The 15,162-nt window shown below is 37.0% G+C and carries 16 protein-coding genes and 1 pseudogene; 14 read left to right on the top strand and 3 right to left on the bottom strand.

The genetic code is table 11. The features are described from left to right. Positions 1-174 precede the first annotated feature (174 nt). The 3 genes from R2R28_RS02805 (at position 175) to R2R28_RS02795 (ending at position 4,144) form a co-directional block, all read left to right on the top strand. Complete coding sequence (locus R2R28_RS02805; RefSeq protein WP_316824195.1) at positions 175-2,664, top strand: TonB-dependent receptor domain-containing protein; 2,490 nt, start codon at positions 175-177, stop codon at positions 2,662-2,664. A gap of 106 nt (positions 2,665-2,770) precedes the next feature. Next, complete coding sequence (locus R2R28_RS02800) at positions 2,771-3,325, top strand: NUDIX hydrolase (RefSeq protein WP_316824194.1); 555 nt, start codon at positions 2,771-2,773, stop codon at positions 3,323-3,325. A 60-nt stretch (positions 3,326-3,385) separates the two neighbouring features. Next, positions 3,386-4,144, top strand: a complete 759-nt coding sequence (locus R2R28_RS02795) for a lysophospholipid acyltransferase family protein (protein WP_316824193.1) — start codon at positions 3,386-3,388, stop codon at positions 4,142-4,144. Between the two features lie 96 nt (positions 4,145-4,240). Here R2R28_RS02795 and R2R28_RS02790 read toward each other — a convergent pair whose 3' ends face one another. Both R2R28_RS02790 and R2R28_RS02785 read right to left on the bottom strand, forming a co-directional pair. Continuing rightward, positions 4,241-4,990: a LytTR family DNA-binding domain-containing protein gene (locus R2R28_RS02790; RefSeq protein WP_316824192.1), complete on the bottom strand. Its 750-nt coding sequence runs from the start codon at positions 4,988-4,990 to the stop codon at positions 4,241-4,243. A 59-nt stretch (positions 4,991-5,049) separates the two neighbouring features. Then, positions 5,050-6,084: a sensor histidine kinase gene (locus R2R28_RS02785; protein WP_316824191.1), complete on the bottom strand. Its 1,035-nt coding sequence runs from the start codon at positions 6,082-6,084 to the stop codon at positions 5,050-5,052. A 259-nt stretch (positions 6,085-6,343) separates the two neighbouring features. Here R2R28_RS02785 and R2R28_RS02780 point away from each other — a divergent pair, with 259 nt between their 5' ends. The 3 genes from R2R28_RS02780 to R2R28_RS02770 are packed head-to-tail and all read left to right on the top strand — an operon-like array spanning position 6,344 to position 8,314. Further along, positions 6,344-6,601, top strand: coding sequence for a hypothetical protein (locus tag R2R28_RS02780; protein WP_316824190.1), 258 nt, complete (start codon positions 6,344-6,346; stop codon positions 6,599-6,601). Positions 6,602-6,606: 5 nt separating this feature from the next. After that, positions 6,607-7,515, top strand: a complete 909-nt coding sequence (locus tag R2R28_RS02775; RefSeq protein WP_316824189.1) for an ABC transporter ATP-binding protein — start codon at positions 6,607-6,609, stop codon at positions 7,513-7,515. Between the two features lies 1 nt (position 7,516). Further along, positions 7,517-8,314, top strand: a complete 798-nt coding sequence (locus R2R28_RS02770) for an ABC transporter permease (RefSeq protein ID WP_316824188.1) — start codon at positions 7,517-7,519, stop codon at positions 8,312-8,314. 116 nt (positions 8,315-8,430) lie between these two features. Here R2R28_RS02770 and R2R28_RS02765 read toward each other — a convergent pair whose 3' ends face one another. Further along, positions 8,431-8,661: a response regulator transcription factor gene (locus tag R2R28_RS02765; RefSeq protein WP_316824187.1), complete on the bottom strand. Its 231-nt coding sequence runs from the start codon at positions 8,659-8,661 to the stop codon at positions 8,431-8,433. A gap of 425 nt (positions 8,662-9,086) precedes the next feature. Here R2R28_RS02765 and R2R28_RS02760 point away from each other — a divergent pair, with 425 nt between their 5' ends. From R2R28_RS02760 to R2R28_RS02725, 8 genes and pseudogenes are all read left to right on the top strand, one after another. Continuing rightward, complete coding sequence (locus R2R28_RS02760) at positions 9,087-9,581, top strand: hypothetical protein (protein ID WP_316824186.1); 495 nt, start codon at positions 9,087-9,089, stop codon at positions 9,579-9,581. Positions 9,582-9,590: 9 nt separating this feature from the next. After that, entirely contained in the window at positions 9,591-10,289 is a 699-nt protein-coding gene (locus R2R28_RS02755) for a hypothetical protein (protein ID WP_316824185.1), read from the top strand. Then, the gene (locus R2R28_RS02750; RefSeq protein WP_316824184.1) at positions 10,280-11,047 is read left to right on the top strand and encodes a sensor histidine kinase; all 768 of its coding nucleotides are present in this window, start codon (positions 10,280-10,282) and stop codon (positions 11,045-11,047) included. The genes R2R28_RS02755 and R2R28_RS02750 overlap by 10 nt, the downstream gene beginning before the upstream one ends. A 3-nt stretch (positions 11,048-11,050) precedes the next feature. Continuing rightward, entirely contained in the window at positions 11,051-11,692 is a 642-nt protein-coding gene (locus tag R2R28_RS02745; protein WP_316824183.1) for a response regulator transcription factor, read from the top strand. A gap of 218 nt (positions 11,693-11,910) precedes the next feature. Further along, a complete protein-coding gene (locus R2R28_RS02740) occupies positions 11,911-12,288 on the top strand; it encodes a BlaI/MecI/CopY family transcriptional regulator (RefSeq protein ID WP_316824182.1) in 378 nt (125 codons plus the stop codon). Beyond that, positions 12,285-14,273, top strand: a complete 1,989-nt coding sequence (locus tag R2R28_RS02735; protein WP_316824181.1) for a TonB family protein — start codon at positions 12,285-12,287, stop codon at positions 14,271-14,273. The genes R2R28_RS02740 and R2R28_RS02735 overlap by 4 nt, the downstream gene beginning before the upstream one ends. A 5-nt stretch (positions 14,274-14,278) precedes the next feature. After that, positions 14,279-14,923, top strand: a complete 645-nt coding sequence (locus R2R28_RS02730; protein WP_316824180.1) for a TonB-dependent receptor — start codon at positions 14,279-14,281, stop codon at positions 14,921-14,923. Between the two features lie 28 nt (positions 14,924-14,951). After that, positions 14,952-15,162: pseudogene (locus tag R2R28_RS02725) on the top strand (hypothetical protein); the annotation flags it as partial.

The following is a 15,162-nucleotide window of genomic DNA, read 5'->3' as shown; positions in this document are numbered from 1 at the left end:
CTACCCTTGTTTTTGGCAAAACAGAAAACGACCAATTATTAACTGTGAACTGCAGATTAACCCACAAAAATATTACGCTAAAATGGCTGTAATAAAATAGTTACGGCCACTTTATTAAACTTACTTGCCGTTACTTTGTCTCCCTTTATAAAAACACACAAATTTTATTTTTTAATGAGACTTTTTCAATACAAAACAATACAGATTACCCTCTTACTGCTTACTTTATCGTTTAACCTCCTTGCACAAACCGGAGGAAAAGCAAAAATTACCGGTGTACTAAAAGATGCCAAAACACAAGAAACCATTCCTTTTGCCACTGCTGTTTTAATTAATAAGGCGACAGCAAAAAATGCCAAGATCGTTCAAACAGATGTAAATGGTGCATTTGTGATGACAGAACTCCCTACCGGAACTTTTACCTTCAAAATCAGCTTTGTAGGTTATCAAACCATGGTAAGGGATAACGTTACCATTACAGCTTCTACGGGCACTCTAAACTTTGGCGACATAAAAATGAACGCTGCAAAAGGTAACGTATTGAGCGAAATTACCGTAACGGGCCAAAAACAAGGCATGCAAATGGGCATTGATAAAAAGATTTTTGCGGTAGATCAGAGTGTAATCAGCGAGGGTGGCTCTGCAGGAGATTTGTTGCAAAACGTACCATCAGTTTCTACCGATATGGACGGTAATGTGAGCCTTCGCGGATCAACCGGCGTAAAAGTATTAATAGATGGCAAACCTTCTTTAATTGCAGGCGGTAACGTGGCGCAGATTTTACAGTCTATCCCCGCCAGTTCTATCGAAAGTGTTGAGGTAATTACCAACCCATCTGCAAAATACGATGCAGAAGGTCAGTCGGGGATTATCAATATTGTATTAAAGAAAAACACCAAATTAGGCTTTAATGGCTCTGCTGCTGTAACTGCGGGTAACCGCGATAACTACAATGCCAATACCAATTTAAGCTTCCAGAACAGCAAGGTTAATATTTATGGAAATTACAGCTACCGTTATGGTAACCGTATTGGTGGTGGTTTTCAGGATATCTTTTATAAACCTGACACACTCGTAACAAGGTTTGCCAATCAGAATACGGTTTCAAAATCTTTAGATAAGGGACATAATGCCAAAGCGGGTATCGATTATTATATCGCTCCAAAAAGTGTAATCAGCTTATCGGGTGGTTTCAACTCCAGGGAAAACGAGCGTAACGATCTGCTGGATATCAGACAGCTAAACATAAACCATGCTCCTGTTTTGTTAAGTAACAGAACCAATACTACTGATGGTTTTGGCAATAGCTATGATGCAAATTTGGATTATGTACAAAAATTCAAGAAACCAAAAGAAGAATTAACTTTTAACTTTGGTTATTCGTACGGAACAAACAATAACGATCAGTATTACAGCACCAATACCACCAACCGCAATGGTACAGCAATTGATGAAACCTTAAGTTTACAACGTGTATTTAATACCGGTAACAATACCAACTACAACATCCAAACCGATTATGCACTTCCTGTTGGTAAAGCTGGTAAAATTGAAGTGGGTTATCGCAGCCAGATCCGTTTAGGTAACAACGATCAATATGCGGATTCTATCCCTACCAATACAAACATTTATATCAGCAACAATAAACTGATCAATGGTTTCGACAGTAAAGATCAGGTCCATGCGCTTTATTTCAACTACCAGAACCAGATTAAGGATTTTGGTTACCAATTGGGTTTAAGGGCCGAAGATGCCCGTTTAGATACGCATTTGGAAGGTTATACCAATAATGTATTAACTACGGCCGAAGGAAATATCCATTACAAAAGATTATACCCAAGCGTTTTCTTAACACAGAAACTGAAAGGCGATAATCAACTCCAATTGAGTTATACCCGCCGGGTAAACCGTCCACGTCCATGGGATACCAACCCGTTTTTAGATGTTTCAGATCCTTTGAACTATAGAGGTGGTAACCCTAATTTATTACCGGAAGATGTGCACTCTTTTGAATTGGGTTATAGCAAATACTGGAAAAAAGTAACCTTAACTTCAAGTTTGTATTTCCGCCAAACCAACGATGTAATCCAAAGGGTAAGAAGTAAGCCCGTTAATGGAATCATTACTTCAACACCTCAAAACTTATCAAACCAAATTAACAGTGGTGTGGAACTAATTGGTCGTTTCGATCTGATCAAAGCTTTAAACTTTACCACTAACGTAAACTTATATCAGGCCAAATTTGCCGGCGATGATAGATTTAATATTCCAACAAGCAGCGGTTTTAGCTGGAATGCCAATTTAACAGGAAATTTAACGGTAGTTAAAAATGTATCGTTACAGGTACGCGGCGATTACAGGGCACCAGAGGTAATGGCGCAGGGCAAACGTAATGCCATGTACGGTATTGATGGAGGAGCCAAATATGATTTCCCGAACAAAAAGGCATCGTTAAGCTTCAATGTTAGGGATGTGTTTAACACCAGAAGATGGAGCATGACAACCGAAGACAACTTTACTATAGTTGATTTTCAACGCCAGATGCAGGGAACCATGGGTAGCCTGACCTTCTCTTACCGCTTCGGAAAAACCACCTTCACCGGAACCAGTAAAAAGAAAAAAGACGACCAGCAGGAGAGCCGTCCTGATGAAGGATCATTCTAAAATTTAAATCAAGGTGCTTAGCAAAAACTAAGCACCTTTTTTATTGGCGTTTGTTATACAATTTCTTATTCTTTTTCATATAAAATCTTATTGTTTATCTTGCACCATGGAAGAGATGAACCCCTGGAAAACACTGGAGAGTGACGTAAAATACGACAACAACTGGATCCGCCTAACCGAGCATCAGGTGATTAACCCATCGGGTGGAAAAGGGATTTATGGTACCGTACATTTTAAAAACCTGGCTATTGGCATCCTTCCTCTGGATGAAAATTACAATACCTGGCTGGTCGGTCAGTTCCGTTATCCGCTTAATGCTTATAGCTGGGAAATACCAGAAGGTGGTGGTCCGTTTCACGAAGCACCTTTAGAAAGTGCGCGCAGAGAATTATTGGAAGAAACCGGAATGAGCGCCAGAAATTGGCAAGAAATCCAAAGGATGCACCTTTCTAATTCGGTAAGCGATGAGCTAAGCATCATTTATATAGCTACCCGTTTAATTGAAGGCATTGCCATGCCTGAAGAAACAGAAGAACTGGTGATTAAAAAATTACCATTTGATGAGGCTTACCAAATGGTTTTAAATGGGCAGATTACCGATTCGATGAGTGTAGCAGCCATCCTCAAAACCAAGCTAATGATGTTGAATGGAGAATTGTAATAGGACGCAATCAAACCAGAATAATTTATTATTATCTTTGCCATCTCTTAAATCAACCAGATGAGCAAGCTTTTTGGATATATTTTAACCCCTGTTTTTTATATTTTCTTCGGATTATCCCTTTGCATATTCCATCCCATACAATGGATCTGTTATAAGTTTTTCGGGTATAAAGCACATAAAGTTTCGGTCGATATCCTTAATTTTTTCCTCACCTATTGTCAGATTTTTCTATTTAATTCCACCAGCTTTAAAAACGAATATGATCTGCCAACCGACAGACCGATAATTTTTGCGGCCAATCACCAGAGCATGTACGATATTCCTTCTTTAATCTGGTTTTTGAGAAAACACAGCGCAAAATTTATCTCCAAAATCGAGCTTACCAAAGGCATTCCGTCTATATCCATCAACCTGCGTTTAGGCGGAGGAGCCAATATCAACCGAAAAGATAACAAACAGGCCATTTCCGAAATTATTAAACTTGGCCGGAGGATGAAAGACAATAACTGGAGTACCGTTATCTTTCCGGAGGGAACAAGGGCAAAAGACGGACAGTTGAAAACATTTCAGTTTGGTGGTATTGCCACCATTTTAAAAGCGGTACCCAATGCCCTGGTTGTTCCCGTGGCGATAGAAAATTCGTGGAAAATTGTGCGCTTCGGCAAGTTTCCATTAACTACAGGCAATGCCCTAAAATGGACGGTTTTAAAACCGATAGAACCGGGATTAAAAACACCAAACGATATCACACTAGAAGTAGAAAATGAAATCAGGAAAGTTTTAGGTCAGCCGATGGAACAACCAGCTACCTTATAAGGTTAACTGGTTAATTGTTTAAATCGGTTAATCGATTCCAAACGCTATACGCCTGGCGCCAACCGCCCATCATCCATTTTCCGTCTTACATCACACCTAGATGTTCTTATTCCCGATCACCCTGAAAAATTCATCGCGATAAGTATCGCCTACAGGGATAATTTTCTGGTTAATCGTAATCCGGCTACGCTCGATACTTTCAATTTTATCAACTGCAACAATATAAGATTTGTGCACCCTGATAAACTGACTTTGGGGCAGTGCCTCTTCCATTTTTTTCATGCTTTGAAGCGTAATTACGCGCTCATCTTTGGTAAAAATAGAGATATAATCTTTTAACCCCTCAATGAATAAAATATCGTGTAAATAGATTTTTTGGATCTTGTGCTCTGTTTTTACAAAAATATAGTCCTGTACAGGGTTTGCTGGAGCAGAAAATGGAGCAGGCGTTATAATGGGTTGCGCCACACTTGCCGGGGCTTCAGCTGGTTTTACCTGATTATGCACTTTTTCTACCGCTTTATAAAAACGATCGAAAGCAATTGGCTTTAATAAATAATCAGAAACATTCAGGTCGTAACTTTCTAAAGCATATTGCGGATAAGCGGTAGTTAAAATATAATGGCATTTATTACCGGCAATTTTCAAAAACTGGATGCCGGTAAGTTCAGGCATCTGAATATCTAAAAACACAAGATCAATTCCTCCACCTTGAACAATCTGCAAAGCTTCAATCGGGTTTTCGCACCTTTTAACCATGGTTAAAAAAGGTACTTTTGATATATAATCCTGTAAAATATCAAGCGCTAAAGGCTCATCATCAACAACAATACAGTTTAAGTTCATTTTGGTTAATCTATTTTAATATATGATTTTCTTATATCCGGTTGGGTTTAATTACCGGATTATATATCAATCATCAGTTCGCAGGTATAATGGGTAGCCGAATTTACAACATTTAATTTATATCTGTCGGGATAAACCAATTGTAATCTTCGTTCTACATTGGTTAAACCTACACCGCCCTGTGCATCTTTATTCTGCTGGTTCTTTTTATTGATAACACTAAAATGCAGAATTTTCTGATTGGCAATGATATTGATTTTTACCGGTTCGGCCGGATCAGTTACCACACCATGTTTAAATGCATTTTCTACAAACGAAATCAGCATTAATGGAACAATTTTTTGATTATCGATTTCGCCGTTTAAAGTAAGCTCAATATAAGCTCCATCTTTAAACCTTATTTTTTGCAATTCGATATAACTGGTTAAATAATCGACTTCTTTGCTTAGTGCTACCGTTGGCGTATTGCTCTCATAAATCATATACCGCATAATTTCCGAAAGCTTCATAATCGCATCGGCGGTTTTATCCGATTTCTGATAAGCCAGCGAGTAGATATTGTTAAGCGAGTTGAAAAGAAAATGTGGGTTTAACTGCGATTTTAAAAACTGAAGTTCCATTTCGCGGCGTTCGCTTTCCAGATTGCGCTGGATTCTTTCACTTGCAAACCAATCAATGGTGAATTTAATGATACAGCTGCAGATTAAGAAAAAACCTGACAGAAAAGTAACCATGATCACAAAATTATGAACAGGTATTTCCATGCGCTTTCCTTTTGCGCTTACCGTAGTTAACACATCATCAGGATACAATACCGCTATTGCCGTTTTAGCAACAACAGATACCGCAATTAATAATAAAAAGGCCAATACATAGATAAAATATTTCTTTCTCTTCTTAATCAGTTCAGGAATTAAGAAGATATAATTAATGTAAAAAATAGAAATATTGATTACGCCATACACCAAATAACTGATACAATAATCTTTCATCGTATGCTTGGTGGTGTCGAATATACTCCCCCCAACTATAATCATTAATATAATTGACCAAAAAATAGCATGTAATATTAACGGCCCCTTGCTTTGTTTCATTCGAAATGTATTAAATAGTAATGATGCTGATATACGTTTAACTAACGCATATCATATAAGCCACAAAATAAATAAAGTTTTACCGATTTACTTACACAATCTACCAACGGGCATTTTTTTTCTACCAACGGCCCAATGGGCATTTTTTATCGACCAACGCCAAAATTGTCTGTTGATCTAGAATCTTGAACACTTGGTATAATAGATTTTAGCAGGAAGTTTTTCTTCAGTTTCTTTGAATCATCAAAACGAAAACAATATGAAAACTACATCAGCAATCAACTTAAAAAATCAAGCAGTAATGGCTGATGGTATTTTCGCAGCCGCTCAAATAAAACAAACCATCATGAAAAAGTTAGGAAACACATCTCCATTTTTACTTTTATTATTACCAGTATTTATGATGATCATTTTAACACTTACAGCAAGCACCAATCAAAATGATGCAGAAATAGTGGTTAAACCTGCTAAAAGCTCAGGTGCTATCGTAAAACAGGCTACAGCTATTTTTAAATAATAGCGATGAGCAATTACGCTATCGAAACTGTAGGTTTAAATTTTAATTTTGGGAACCAAACCATAGTAAAAAATTTATCCCTACAAGTACCAAAAGGAAGTATTTATGGCTTTTTAGGTCCAAATGGTGCCGGAAAAACAACTACTATAAAAATTTTGCTTAACCTGCTGAAATCGCCATCAGACCAGGTTTTTATATTCGGCAAAGAAATAAACAGCAACCGTATTGCCATTCTTAAGCGTGTAGGCGCCTTGGTAGAACAACCTGCTATTTATGGCCATTTAACAGGCAAAGAAAACCTAATTAACCGTTGCATCCTGCTCGGCATAAAAAAAAATAAAGCTGATGAAATGCTGGCCTTGGTAGGCCTAACAGATGCAGCTAACAAAAAAGCAAGCAAATATTCTCTGGGAATGAAACAACGCCTGGGTATTGCACAGGCACTGATCTCAGATCCCGAGCTATTACTTTTGGATGAGCCCACCAACGGGCTTGACCCGAACGGAATTATCGAGGTACGCAACCTGATGATCGAACTGGCCACCAAACACCAAAAAACCATACTGGTATCGAGCCATTTACTGGCAGAAATAGAAAGAACCGCTACACACGTAGGTATCATTAATAAAGGTGAGTTGCTATTTCAGGGTACTATAGATGAACTTCACCTTTTAAGTAAACCCATGCTCGAAATTGAAGTTAATCATATCGAAAACGCAAGTGCATTTATCGCAAAAGCTGGTTATGAAATCATCACCCAAACCGGCAAAAAAATTACTATTCCATTTACTTCAACTCAAAATAGCGGCGAATTAAATACACTTCTCATTCAAAATGGCTTTACCGTGAGTAGCCTTTACCAACAAAAAAAGGACCTCGAAAATTTATTCCTCGATATTACCAAAACCAACTAACATGTATACGCTATATATCTCTCTAAAATCAGAATTTTATAAATCGCGGAAAACATTAGCATTTTGGGCGGCCATATTATTACCCGTTATTATATGCGGGTTAATCACCTTTGGATTTTATTCCGGTTCTGAAAAAATCATTGCGAACCATTATCCTCCAATGATATTGTGGGGGCATTATAGCGGTGCAGCGCTTGGTGTAATGGGTTTACTGGTGATGCCTTTTTACGTCATATTTATGGCTTTTTCAGTCAATAATATCGAGCATAAAAACGATACCTGGAAAATGCTGTTTGCACAGCCTTTGAATAAATTCTCTATTTATGCCGCAAAATACTTGTATGCAGTGTTTTTAATACTGATCTGCTTATTATTATTTGCCACCCTCACTTATGCTTTTGGTTACTTACTCCAGGTTTTAGTACCTCAATATAATTTTAACCAATACAATCCCTCATCCATCCTAATCAACTCTTATACTAAATTATTCCTGTCATCATTAGGCATCTTATCCCTCCAGTTTATTTTAAGCTTGCTCTGGGGCGATTTTCTTAAACCTATGGGCATTGGTTTTGTAGGTACCATTATGGGCATTATCACTGCAAATGTAGGATGGAAATATGCTTATTTAATTCCTTATTCCCTGCCAACTTTAGCTTTAAGGATTACCAAAGTAAGAAAAACGGGCGATCCGATGGATTTTCCTATTTTTACACAGGAAATATGGACAAGTTTAATTTATGCTGCCATTCTTTTCATTATCGGCTATTTTATTGTAACTAAAAAGAGTATAAAATAAGATAGAAGTAGCAAAATCAAAAATAACGAAATACAAAAGCCTGCTGATTTGACTTTAGAAATCAAATAGCAGGCTTTGTTGTTTAGAATGAGAGGTTATAATGTATCTTTAAATCCTTAAAAGGATAATATTCTTTCTTTAAAGGCCCACACAATTAATTGGTAAGAATTTTTCAAATCGAGTTTCCTCACCATATTTCTACGGTGTGTATTAACCGTATGTTCGCTGATAAAAAGCATCTCGCCAATTTCTTTGCTGTTGTAACCCATTGATAACAGATGTACAATCTCAACCTCCCTTTCGCTGATCGAACTATGATTTTCCTGCAGTAGGATATTGTTTATCATTTTTGAAAGAATTTAAATTTTTTAACTTATAAGATTAATCGGCTTCGTCATTAAATAGACTCATTTTCAAATAAGTCTAAAATAGTTGTTCTTTAAAGGATAGATTGACTTTATATTTCACAACATAAATTTTTGATCTGTTACTGTATACCAAAAGTAGTGCTATGCCTTAATTCGCCGATGCCGCAAAACACCTTAAATAAAAAGGTATTTTTACGGTATTATCTATAATAAAAGTAATGAGGATAAAAGTTTAATTTTTTTTAATAATTTTATTACCCATTACAAGATCATCTTAAAACTCTCAATCCCACCTGTTTTGAACAAAAACAAACCACATAAATTTTCAAAAAGGAAGCTCAATTCAAATTACCACAAGATCAGTTCGATGATTATTAATATTTAATTTAAACCCAAACATATTTATGACTCAAGATTTAGCTAAAGAAGCTACCAACAATTCCATTCCCGTTAGCATTGCTAGCCAAATGACAGCGGCTTTCCGTAAAAGCCAAAATGCAGAAAAGGGCACGTATACTGAAGCAGCCTGGTTTCCTGCAGATCAGATTATCTCTTTAACAAAAAACATGACGACATTAGGCGGCGATGGTATTAGGATTTATTTTGGACGATACACGGACGATATCATTAACCAGATTAATAAACTTGGTTATGGCGATAAAATTCCATCAACTTATGCAGAAATGGATACGTTACTTCTTGTTATTACCAAATTAGTAGATGGCAAACCACGAACCGATTATTTTGTAGATAAAGGTTATAGTCATGGGCATGGGCACGATCATGGTAATGGCCATGGTAATGGGCATGGTTACGGTGGCTCAGAACCTACCGACCCAGAAAACAGGGCACAACTTTGTCCACAGGTATGTGATGATGACAGTAGATTAATGTTATAATATAGCTAAATGGCAGGCGAAAACACCATACATTTTGATATACTTAATAAAGCCTTAAAATTTATTTTACCAACCGGTAGCTCATATATTGAGCTACTGTGTCTTTTTTTTGCTTTGTATTTTTTAGCCAGAGATAAAGCAATATTTTGGCGGATCACCATGTGGTATATCGTGTTGGTGATGCTAACTGAAGTGATTGGACGGTATTTTGCAATAACCTATCATACCAACTTATTCATCTATAACATCTACACTATATTCGAATTTTCCTTTATTACATATGGCCTTTACACCTTTATAAAACAATATGCCAATATAAAATACTGGCTGCTGGCAACTTATGCTGCAATTATGCTCATATATATTGTATACACCATTACGTTTGGCATAAATGTATATAATGTTTTAACGGTGAGTGTGATGTCGGTAATTTTTGTTATTTACGGATTATTGTATTTCCTTTTGCTCCTGAAAGATGAAAATTTTATTGATTTAAAATTTCATCCTGCATTTTGGTGGGTTGGAGGCACTTTAATATTTTATTTTGGCAGTACATTAGCCAATTTCTTTGACGATATTATTCAACAAAAGTTTTTAGGAAAATATAATACGCGCCTTATCATCTATACAACATTAAACCTTTTTTTATATGGCTTTTGGGCCTATTCATTTATATGCAGAGCTCGACAACGGAAAACATGTCCTTAATACTATTGGCATCATTCGTTTTTCTACTGATGCCAATATTTCTGTTAATTTATATCAGATCTTACAACAGGCATAAAAAGAACCATTTTCTCGAAAAGCAGAATATGCAACAAAGGTTCGAATCCGAAATCCTGCAAACACGTGTAGAAGTACAAGACCAAACCATGCAAAGCATTGCTACCGAACTGCATGATAATGTTGGACAATTACTCAGTTTAACCACACTTACGTTAAATTCAGTAAATTTAAACGATGCCGAAAAAGCAAAAAGAAAAATAGAAAATTCCCTTTCGCTGGTTAATAAATCCATCAAAGAGCTGAGGGAACTGGCCAAACTTTTACACGGCGAGCAACTGGTAGAAAATGGTATCGGGCATGCCATTGATCAGGAAATCAACTGGCTTAACAAAGCAGGCACCTACGATTTGCAAAGCAATAATATGTTGCTTGATTTAGAATTGGTATCGCCTGATAAAGACCTGATTATTCTCCGTTTATTACAGGAGATCATCAATAATGTAATTAAACATGCACAGGCTACCCATATACAGATTGATTCGTACCTTGAAAATAATGCCTTGCATTTAAAGGTTACGGAAAATGGTGTAGGTTTTAACCCGGATGAAATTAAAGCTAAAAAATCGGGCATGGGACTTAACTCTATTTATAAAAGAATCGAGATGATCAATGGAAAATTAGCGTTAAATTCGGCCCCAGGCAAAGGTACATCAATTGCCATTGAAATCCCCTACCCTTAATTTATGCAGAACCAAAGTATTGCCATAGCCATTGTAGATGACCACACACTCTTCCGTTCGGGATTAGCAAGTTTGTTAGAAGAGTTTGACGAAATTCAAATTTTATTCGAAGCGGTTAATGGCGTAGATCTCCAGGCAAAAATTAACCGGAATCCCAACGTTCAGCTGGTTTTAATGGATATCAACATGCCCATTATGGATGGTTATGCGGCTACCAAATGGGTTAAAACCAATTATCCAAACGTCCATATCCTTGCATTGAGTATGCTTGAAGATGAAAAGGCAATTATTGGTATGCTTAAAGCAGGTGCTGGTGGCTATATGCTAAAAGAGTCAACCCCATCCGATCTCTTAACTGCAATTAAAGTAATTGTAGATAAAGGATTTTTTGTAAACGAATTGGTATCGGGCCGGCTTTTGGTGGCTTTAAAAGACACAGATGCTAAACCGGTATTCTCTGGCAGGGAACTCACCTTTTTGCAATACTGCAGCACAGAACTTACTTATAAAGAAATTGCCGACCTTATGAATGTTAGTCCGCGCACGGTTGACAACTATAGGGAATCTCTTTTTGCCAAATTAAATATTAAGTCACGCACCGGTTTAGTGGTATACGGCATCAAAAACAACCTGATTACGATCTAACAACTAACCGCAATAAAACCACAAAAGCCTCAATTACAGCAGGCAACAACAATAAACAGCTACAAAAATCCCCTCCAAAACATTTACCTGCCCTTCTAAAAAACAGCAATATTAAGTTGTGAAATAATTTTCAAATAAAATTTGGATAACTAACAAATTAGTTTTAACTTTAACTAAGGCAAAGAAATTTGCTATAATCCTTATTATTATTAACTATTATGGAAATTAAAGATTTAACCAAAGCTGAAGAGCAGATTATGCAGGTTTTATGGCAATTGGAAAAAGCATTCGTCAAAGAAGTAATTGATGAGCTCCCGCTCCCCAAACCAGCCTACAACACGGTATCAACGATCATCAGAATTTTGGAAACAAAAGGCTTTATAGGCCACGAGGCCTTTGGCAAAGCACATCAGTATCACCCCTTAGTGAGCAGGGAAGAATATAAGCGCCATGCAACTGAAAAGCTTTTAGGTAATTATTTCGAAAATTCAGTAGAGAGCATGTTTTCTTTCTTTGTTAAGGAAGAGAAGCTTGATTTAAGCGATGTTGACGAAATTTTAAAGATGATCAATAAAATTAAACATCAGCCAAAATGAGTTTTGCCCACTACTTATTACAGGTACATATATACTTAATTGTTTTTTACTGCTTCTACAAGCTACTGCTTGATAAGGAGACCTATTTCACACTGAACCGCATTTATCTTATATCTGCAGGTGTTTTGTCGTTATGTATACCATTTATCCGCCTGGAGTGGCTAACTGAACAGAAGGCAGCACAGCAAGTGTATACATCGGTTAACTGGGAAGCCGTATTGGCACAAGCCACAATAGTAACAGAACGCAGTACCGGTTTTAACTGGACCAGCGCATTTGTATACATTTATTGCGGGGGTATTTTGTTTTTCCTGGGTAGGTTGGTGTTTAACCTTTTAATGGTTAAAAAACTCATTTCGTCAAACAAAGCAGGCTCAGCATTTGCCTTTTTTGGAAAGAAAATAATTGATCGCGAATTACCACAAATGGATGTAATTGACATTCACGAAGAAGCCCACATCAAACAATGGCACACCGTGGATGTACTTTTCTTCGAAATCATAGGCATTATAACCTGGTTAAATCCGGTGATTTACTTTTATAAAAAAACAATTAAAAATATCCATGAATTTTTAGCCGACGAGCTGGCGGCTGAATTTCAGGGAGACAAGGCAGAATACGCCATGTTGTTATTAAGTAAATCGTTTGGCATTTCACCAAATAGTTTAACCAATGGTTTCCTTGAAAAATCGCTGATCAAAAAAAGAATTTACATGCTTCATAAAGAGCGGTCTAAAAAGACCGCTATTATGAAGTATGGAATTTTTATCCCTCTTTTTGCTTTGCTGATAGTATTTTCATCAGCAACAGTCCGCAAAAACGAAAAATTAATATCCATTTCTGATCGAATCCCTTTAGAAAAACCAATCGAAATGGTACAGGCTATCGTTACAGAAGAGCCTACGGAGATGGTAGCACCCAAAGCATCCGTTGATGGCAAAACGGCGGCAGACTGGAAAGGGTTTTACCAGTTTTTATCAAAAAATATTAAATATCCTGCCAGTGCAAACAATAATGAGGTGCAGGGCAACACACAGATAAAGTTTAATCTGAAGGGCGGCAGGATTACCAATATTATCTCAAACGTAGAACTTGGGGAAGGTTGCGATGAAGAAGTAATGAAAGCGCTGTTAGCTTATAAAGGATTTAAAACCATAGCAGATGGCAAATACGCTTTAACAGTTGGCTTCAATATTCCTGAATCGTCGGAAGAATTTAAAAACAGGCTCTTACCAAAAACACCAGGCTATTTAAACTTAAATAAGATTAATATTACATCTTATCTTCCTAAAACAAGTGAATCGGATAGTAATGTAAAGCCAACTGAAAATGTTGATAAAAAAGTTTACGATTTTGTATCTATCGATAAACAGCCGGAGTACCCCGGAGGAATTATTAGATTTTACAAATACCTCAGCGGTAGTATCAAATACCCAAAACTGGCCCAGGAAAACAATGTACAAGGCAAAGTATTTTTAAGTTTTATTGTCGAGAAAGATGGTTCGTTAACCGATGTGCAAATTACGAGGGGTTTAGGCAGCGGAACAGACGAAGAAGCTGTTAGGGTGATAAAAGAATCACCAAAATGGAATCCCGGAAGCGCAAATGGCACTCCTGTAAGGGTAAAATACAACATCAATGTTAATTTTACACTAAATAATGAACCTGCTAAAGAAACTAAAACCACAAGTATACCCGCAAACCGGGTGATATTTAAAGAAGGTGCGAACCTGGATGCACTTATTATTTTAGATGGAGTTAAATTGCCAGATAACCGCCAGCTCAGCACCATAAACGCGAATAACATAGAATCTATTTCAGTTATAAAAGATCAGACAGCGGTAAACCTTTACGGCCCAAGAGCTAAAGCCGGTGCAATTATTATTACGAGTAAACCAAAACACAGTCTTTTCAGAAACCTTGATACCAAAGAGCTGTCTGTTGACAAAAACACTAATTTTTTAGATTTTAAAAGAAAATTCTAACCGATATGAAAACATTATTCACGTTTACGCTCATCATGAGTATTAGTTTAGCTGGTTTTGCCCAAAAGGCGGACAGCATTAAAGCCAGCAAAATTACGCTTAGAGGTGTACCAGCTTCAGGCAATGAACCTTTGGTAGTGATAGACGGGAATAAACAATACACAAGGGGCATCTCCTCTTTAGATTTGATCGGTCAGGAAAATATTGAGTCTATGACTGTTTTAAAAGATAGCCTGGCCATGGCAAAATATGGCACGGAAGGTTTAGCCGGCGTAATAGAGATTACAACTAAAAGAAACCCGCTGGGAGCAAAAAGTTTTATAACTGCTCCGAAAAAGATTGACAAATCACCCTTAAAAGAGAAAGTAATTGGCATTAGTGCCCGCCCCTTAAGCCCGGCAATAAAAGATGGTAATTCTAACTTCACTATTACCAAAAACGGCATCAAGCTAAAAGACGGTGGAAAAGCCCCCTTGTATATTATTGATGGAGAAGAAGCTACCGGGACTGAAAAACTTGATAAAAAACGCATCCAAAGCATCGATGTTATAAAAGATGCTGCCGGAGTATCCAAATATGGCGAAAAAGGTAAAAACGGTGTAATTATCATCACCACTAAAAAAGCAAAGGCCTCGCCAAAGAAAAACTAAATAATCAATTTCACTTAATAAAAAAACAATGAGAAAGCTAATGTTTTTAGCCCTAATGGGCATTGCCATGTTCGTTAATTCGGCACAGGCACAAAACAACACCGACAAGGTTTATGATTTTACCTCTTTAGAAAAGGCACCAGAATACCCTGGAGGTATTTCTAAATTTTATCAATATATAAGCCATGAAATTAAGTATCCGGAAGCAGCCAAAAAAGCAAAAACTCAGGGTAAAGTTT

Origin of the sequence: Pedobacter miscanthi (assembly GCF_032678605.1) — a bacterium.
Classification (GTDB): Bacteria; Bacteroidota; Bacteroidia; order Sphingobacteriales; family Sphingobacteriaceae; genus Pedobacter; species Pedobacter miscanthi_A.
This window is presented reverse-complemented; position numbering and strand designations above follow the sequence as displayed.

What these genes read in the sequence shown, in the direction of transcription:
- R2R28_RS02790 (WP_316824192.1), bottom strand. Translation starts at nt 4,990, where the DNA reads ATGAACTTAAACTGTATTGTTGTTGATGATGAGCCTTTAGCGCTTGAT.
- R2R28_RS02805 (WP_316824195.1), top strand. Translation starts at nt 175, where the DNA reads ATGAGACTTTTTCAATACAAAACAATACAGATTACCCTCTTACTGCTT.
- R2R28_RS02800 (WP_316824194.1), top strand. Translation starts at nt 2,771, where the DNA reads ATGGAAGAGATGAACCCCTGGAAAACACTGGAGAGTGACGTAAAATAC.
- R2R28_RS02775 (WP_316824189.1), top strand. Translation starts at nt 6,607, where the DNA reads ATGAGCAATTACGCTATCGAAACTGTAGGTTTAAATTTTAATTTTGGG.
- R2R28_RS02755 (WP_316824185.1), top strand. Translation starts at nt 9,591, where the DNA reads ATGGCAGGCGAAAACACCATACATTTTGATATACTTAATAAAGCCTTA.
- R2R28_RS02765 (WP_316824187.1), bottom strand. Translation starts at nt 8,661, where the DNA reads ATGATAAACAATATCCTACTGCAGGAAAATCATAGTTCGATCAGCGAA.
- R2R28_RS02780 (WP_316824190.1), top strand. Translation starts at nt 6,344, where the DNA reads ATGAAAACTACATCAGCAATCAACTTAAAAAATCAAGCAGTAATGGCT.
- R2R28_RS02740 (WP_316824182.1), top strand. Translation starts at nt 11,911, where the DNA reads ATGGAAATTAAAGATTTAACCAAAGCTGAAGAGCAGATTATGCAGGTT.
- R2R28_RS02795 (WP_316824193.1), top strand. Translation starts at nt 3,386, where the DNA reads ATGAGCAAGCTTTTTGGATATATTTTAACCCCTGTTTTTTATATTTTC.
- R2R28_RS02770 (WP_316824188.1), top strand. Translation starts at nt 7,517, where the DNA reads ATGTATACGCTATATATCTCTCTAAAATCAGAATTTTATAAATCGCGG.
- R2R28_RS02750 (WP_316824184.1), top strand. Translation starts at nt 10,280, where the DNA reads ATGTCCTTAATACTATTGGCATCATTCGTTTTTCTACTGATGCCAATA.
- R2R28_RS02745 (WP_316824183.1), top strand. Translation starts at nt 11,051, where the DNA reads ATGCAGAACCAAAGTATTGCCATAGCCATTGTAGATGACCACACACTC.
- R2R28_RS02785 (WP_316824191.1), bottom strand. Translation starts at nt 6,084, where the DNA reads ATGAAACAAAGCAAGGGGCCGTTAATATTACATGCTATTTTTTGGTCA.
- R2R28_RS02730 (WP_316824180.1), top strand. Translation starts at nt 14,279, where the DNA reads ATGAAAACATTATTCACGTTTACGCTCATCATGAGTATTAGTTTAGCT.
- R2R28_RS02735 (WP_316824181.1), top strand. Translation starts at nt 12,285, where the DNA reads ATGAGTTTTGCCCACTACTTATTACAGGTACATATATACTTAATTGTT.
- R2R28_RS02760 (WP_316824186.1), top strand. Translation starts at nt 9,087, where the DNA reads ATGACTCAAGATTTAGCTAAAGAAGCTACCAACAATTCCATTCCCGTT.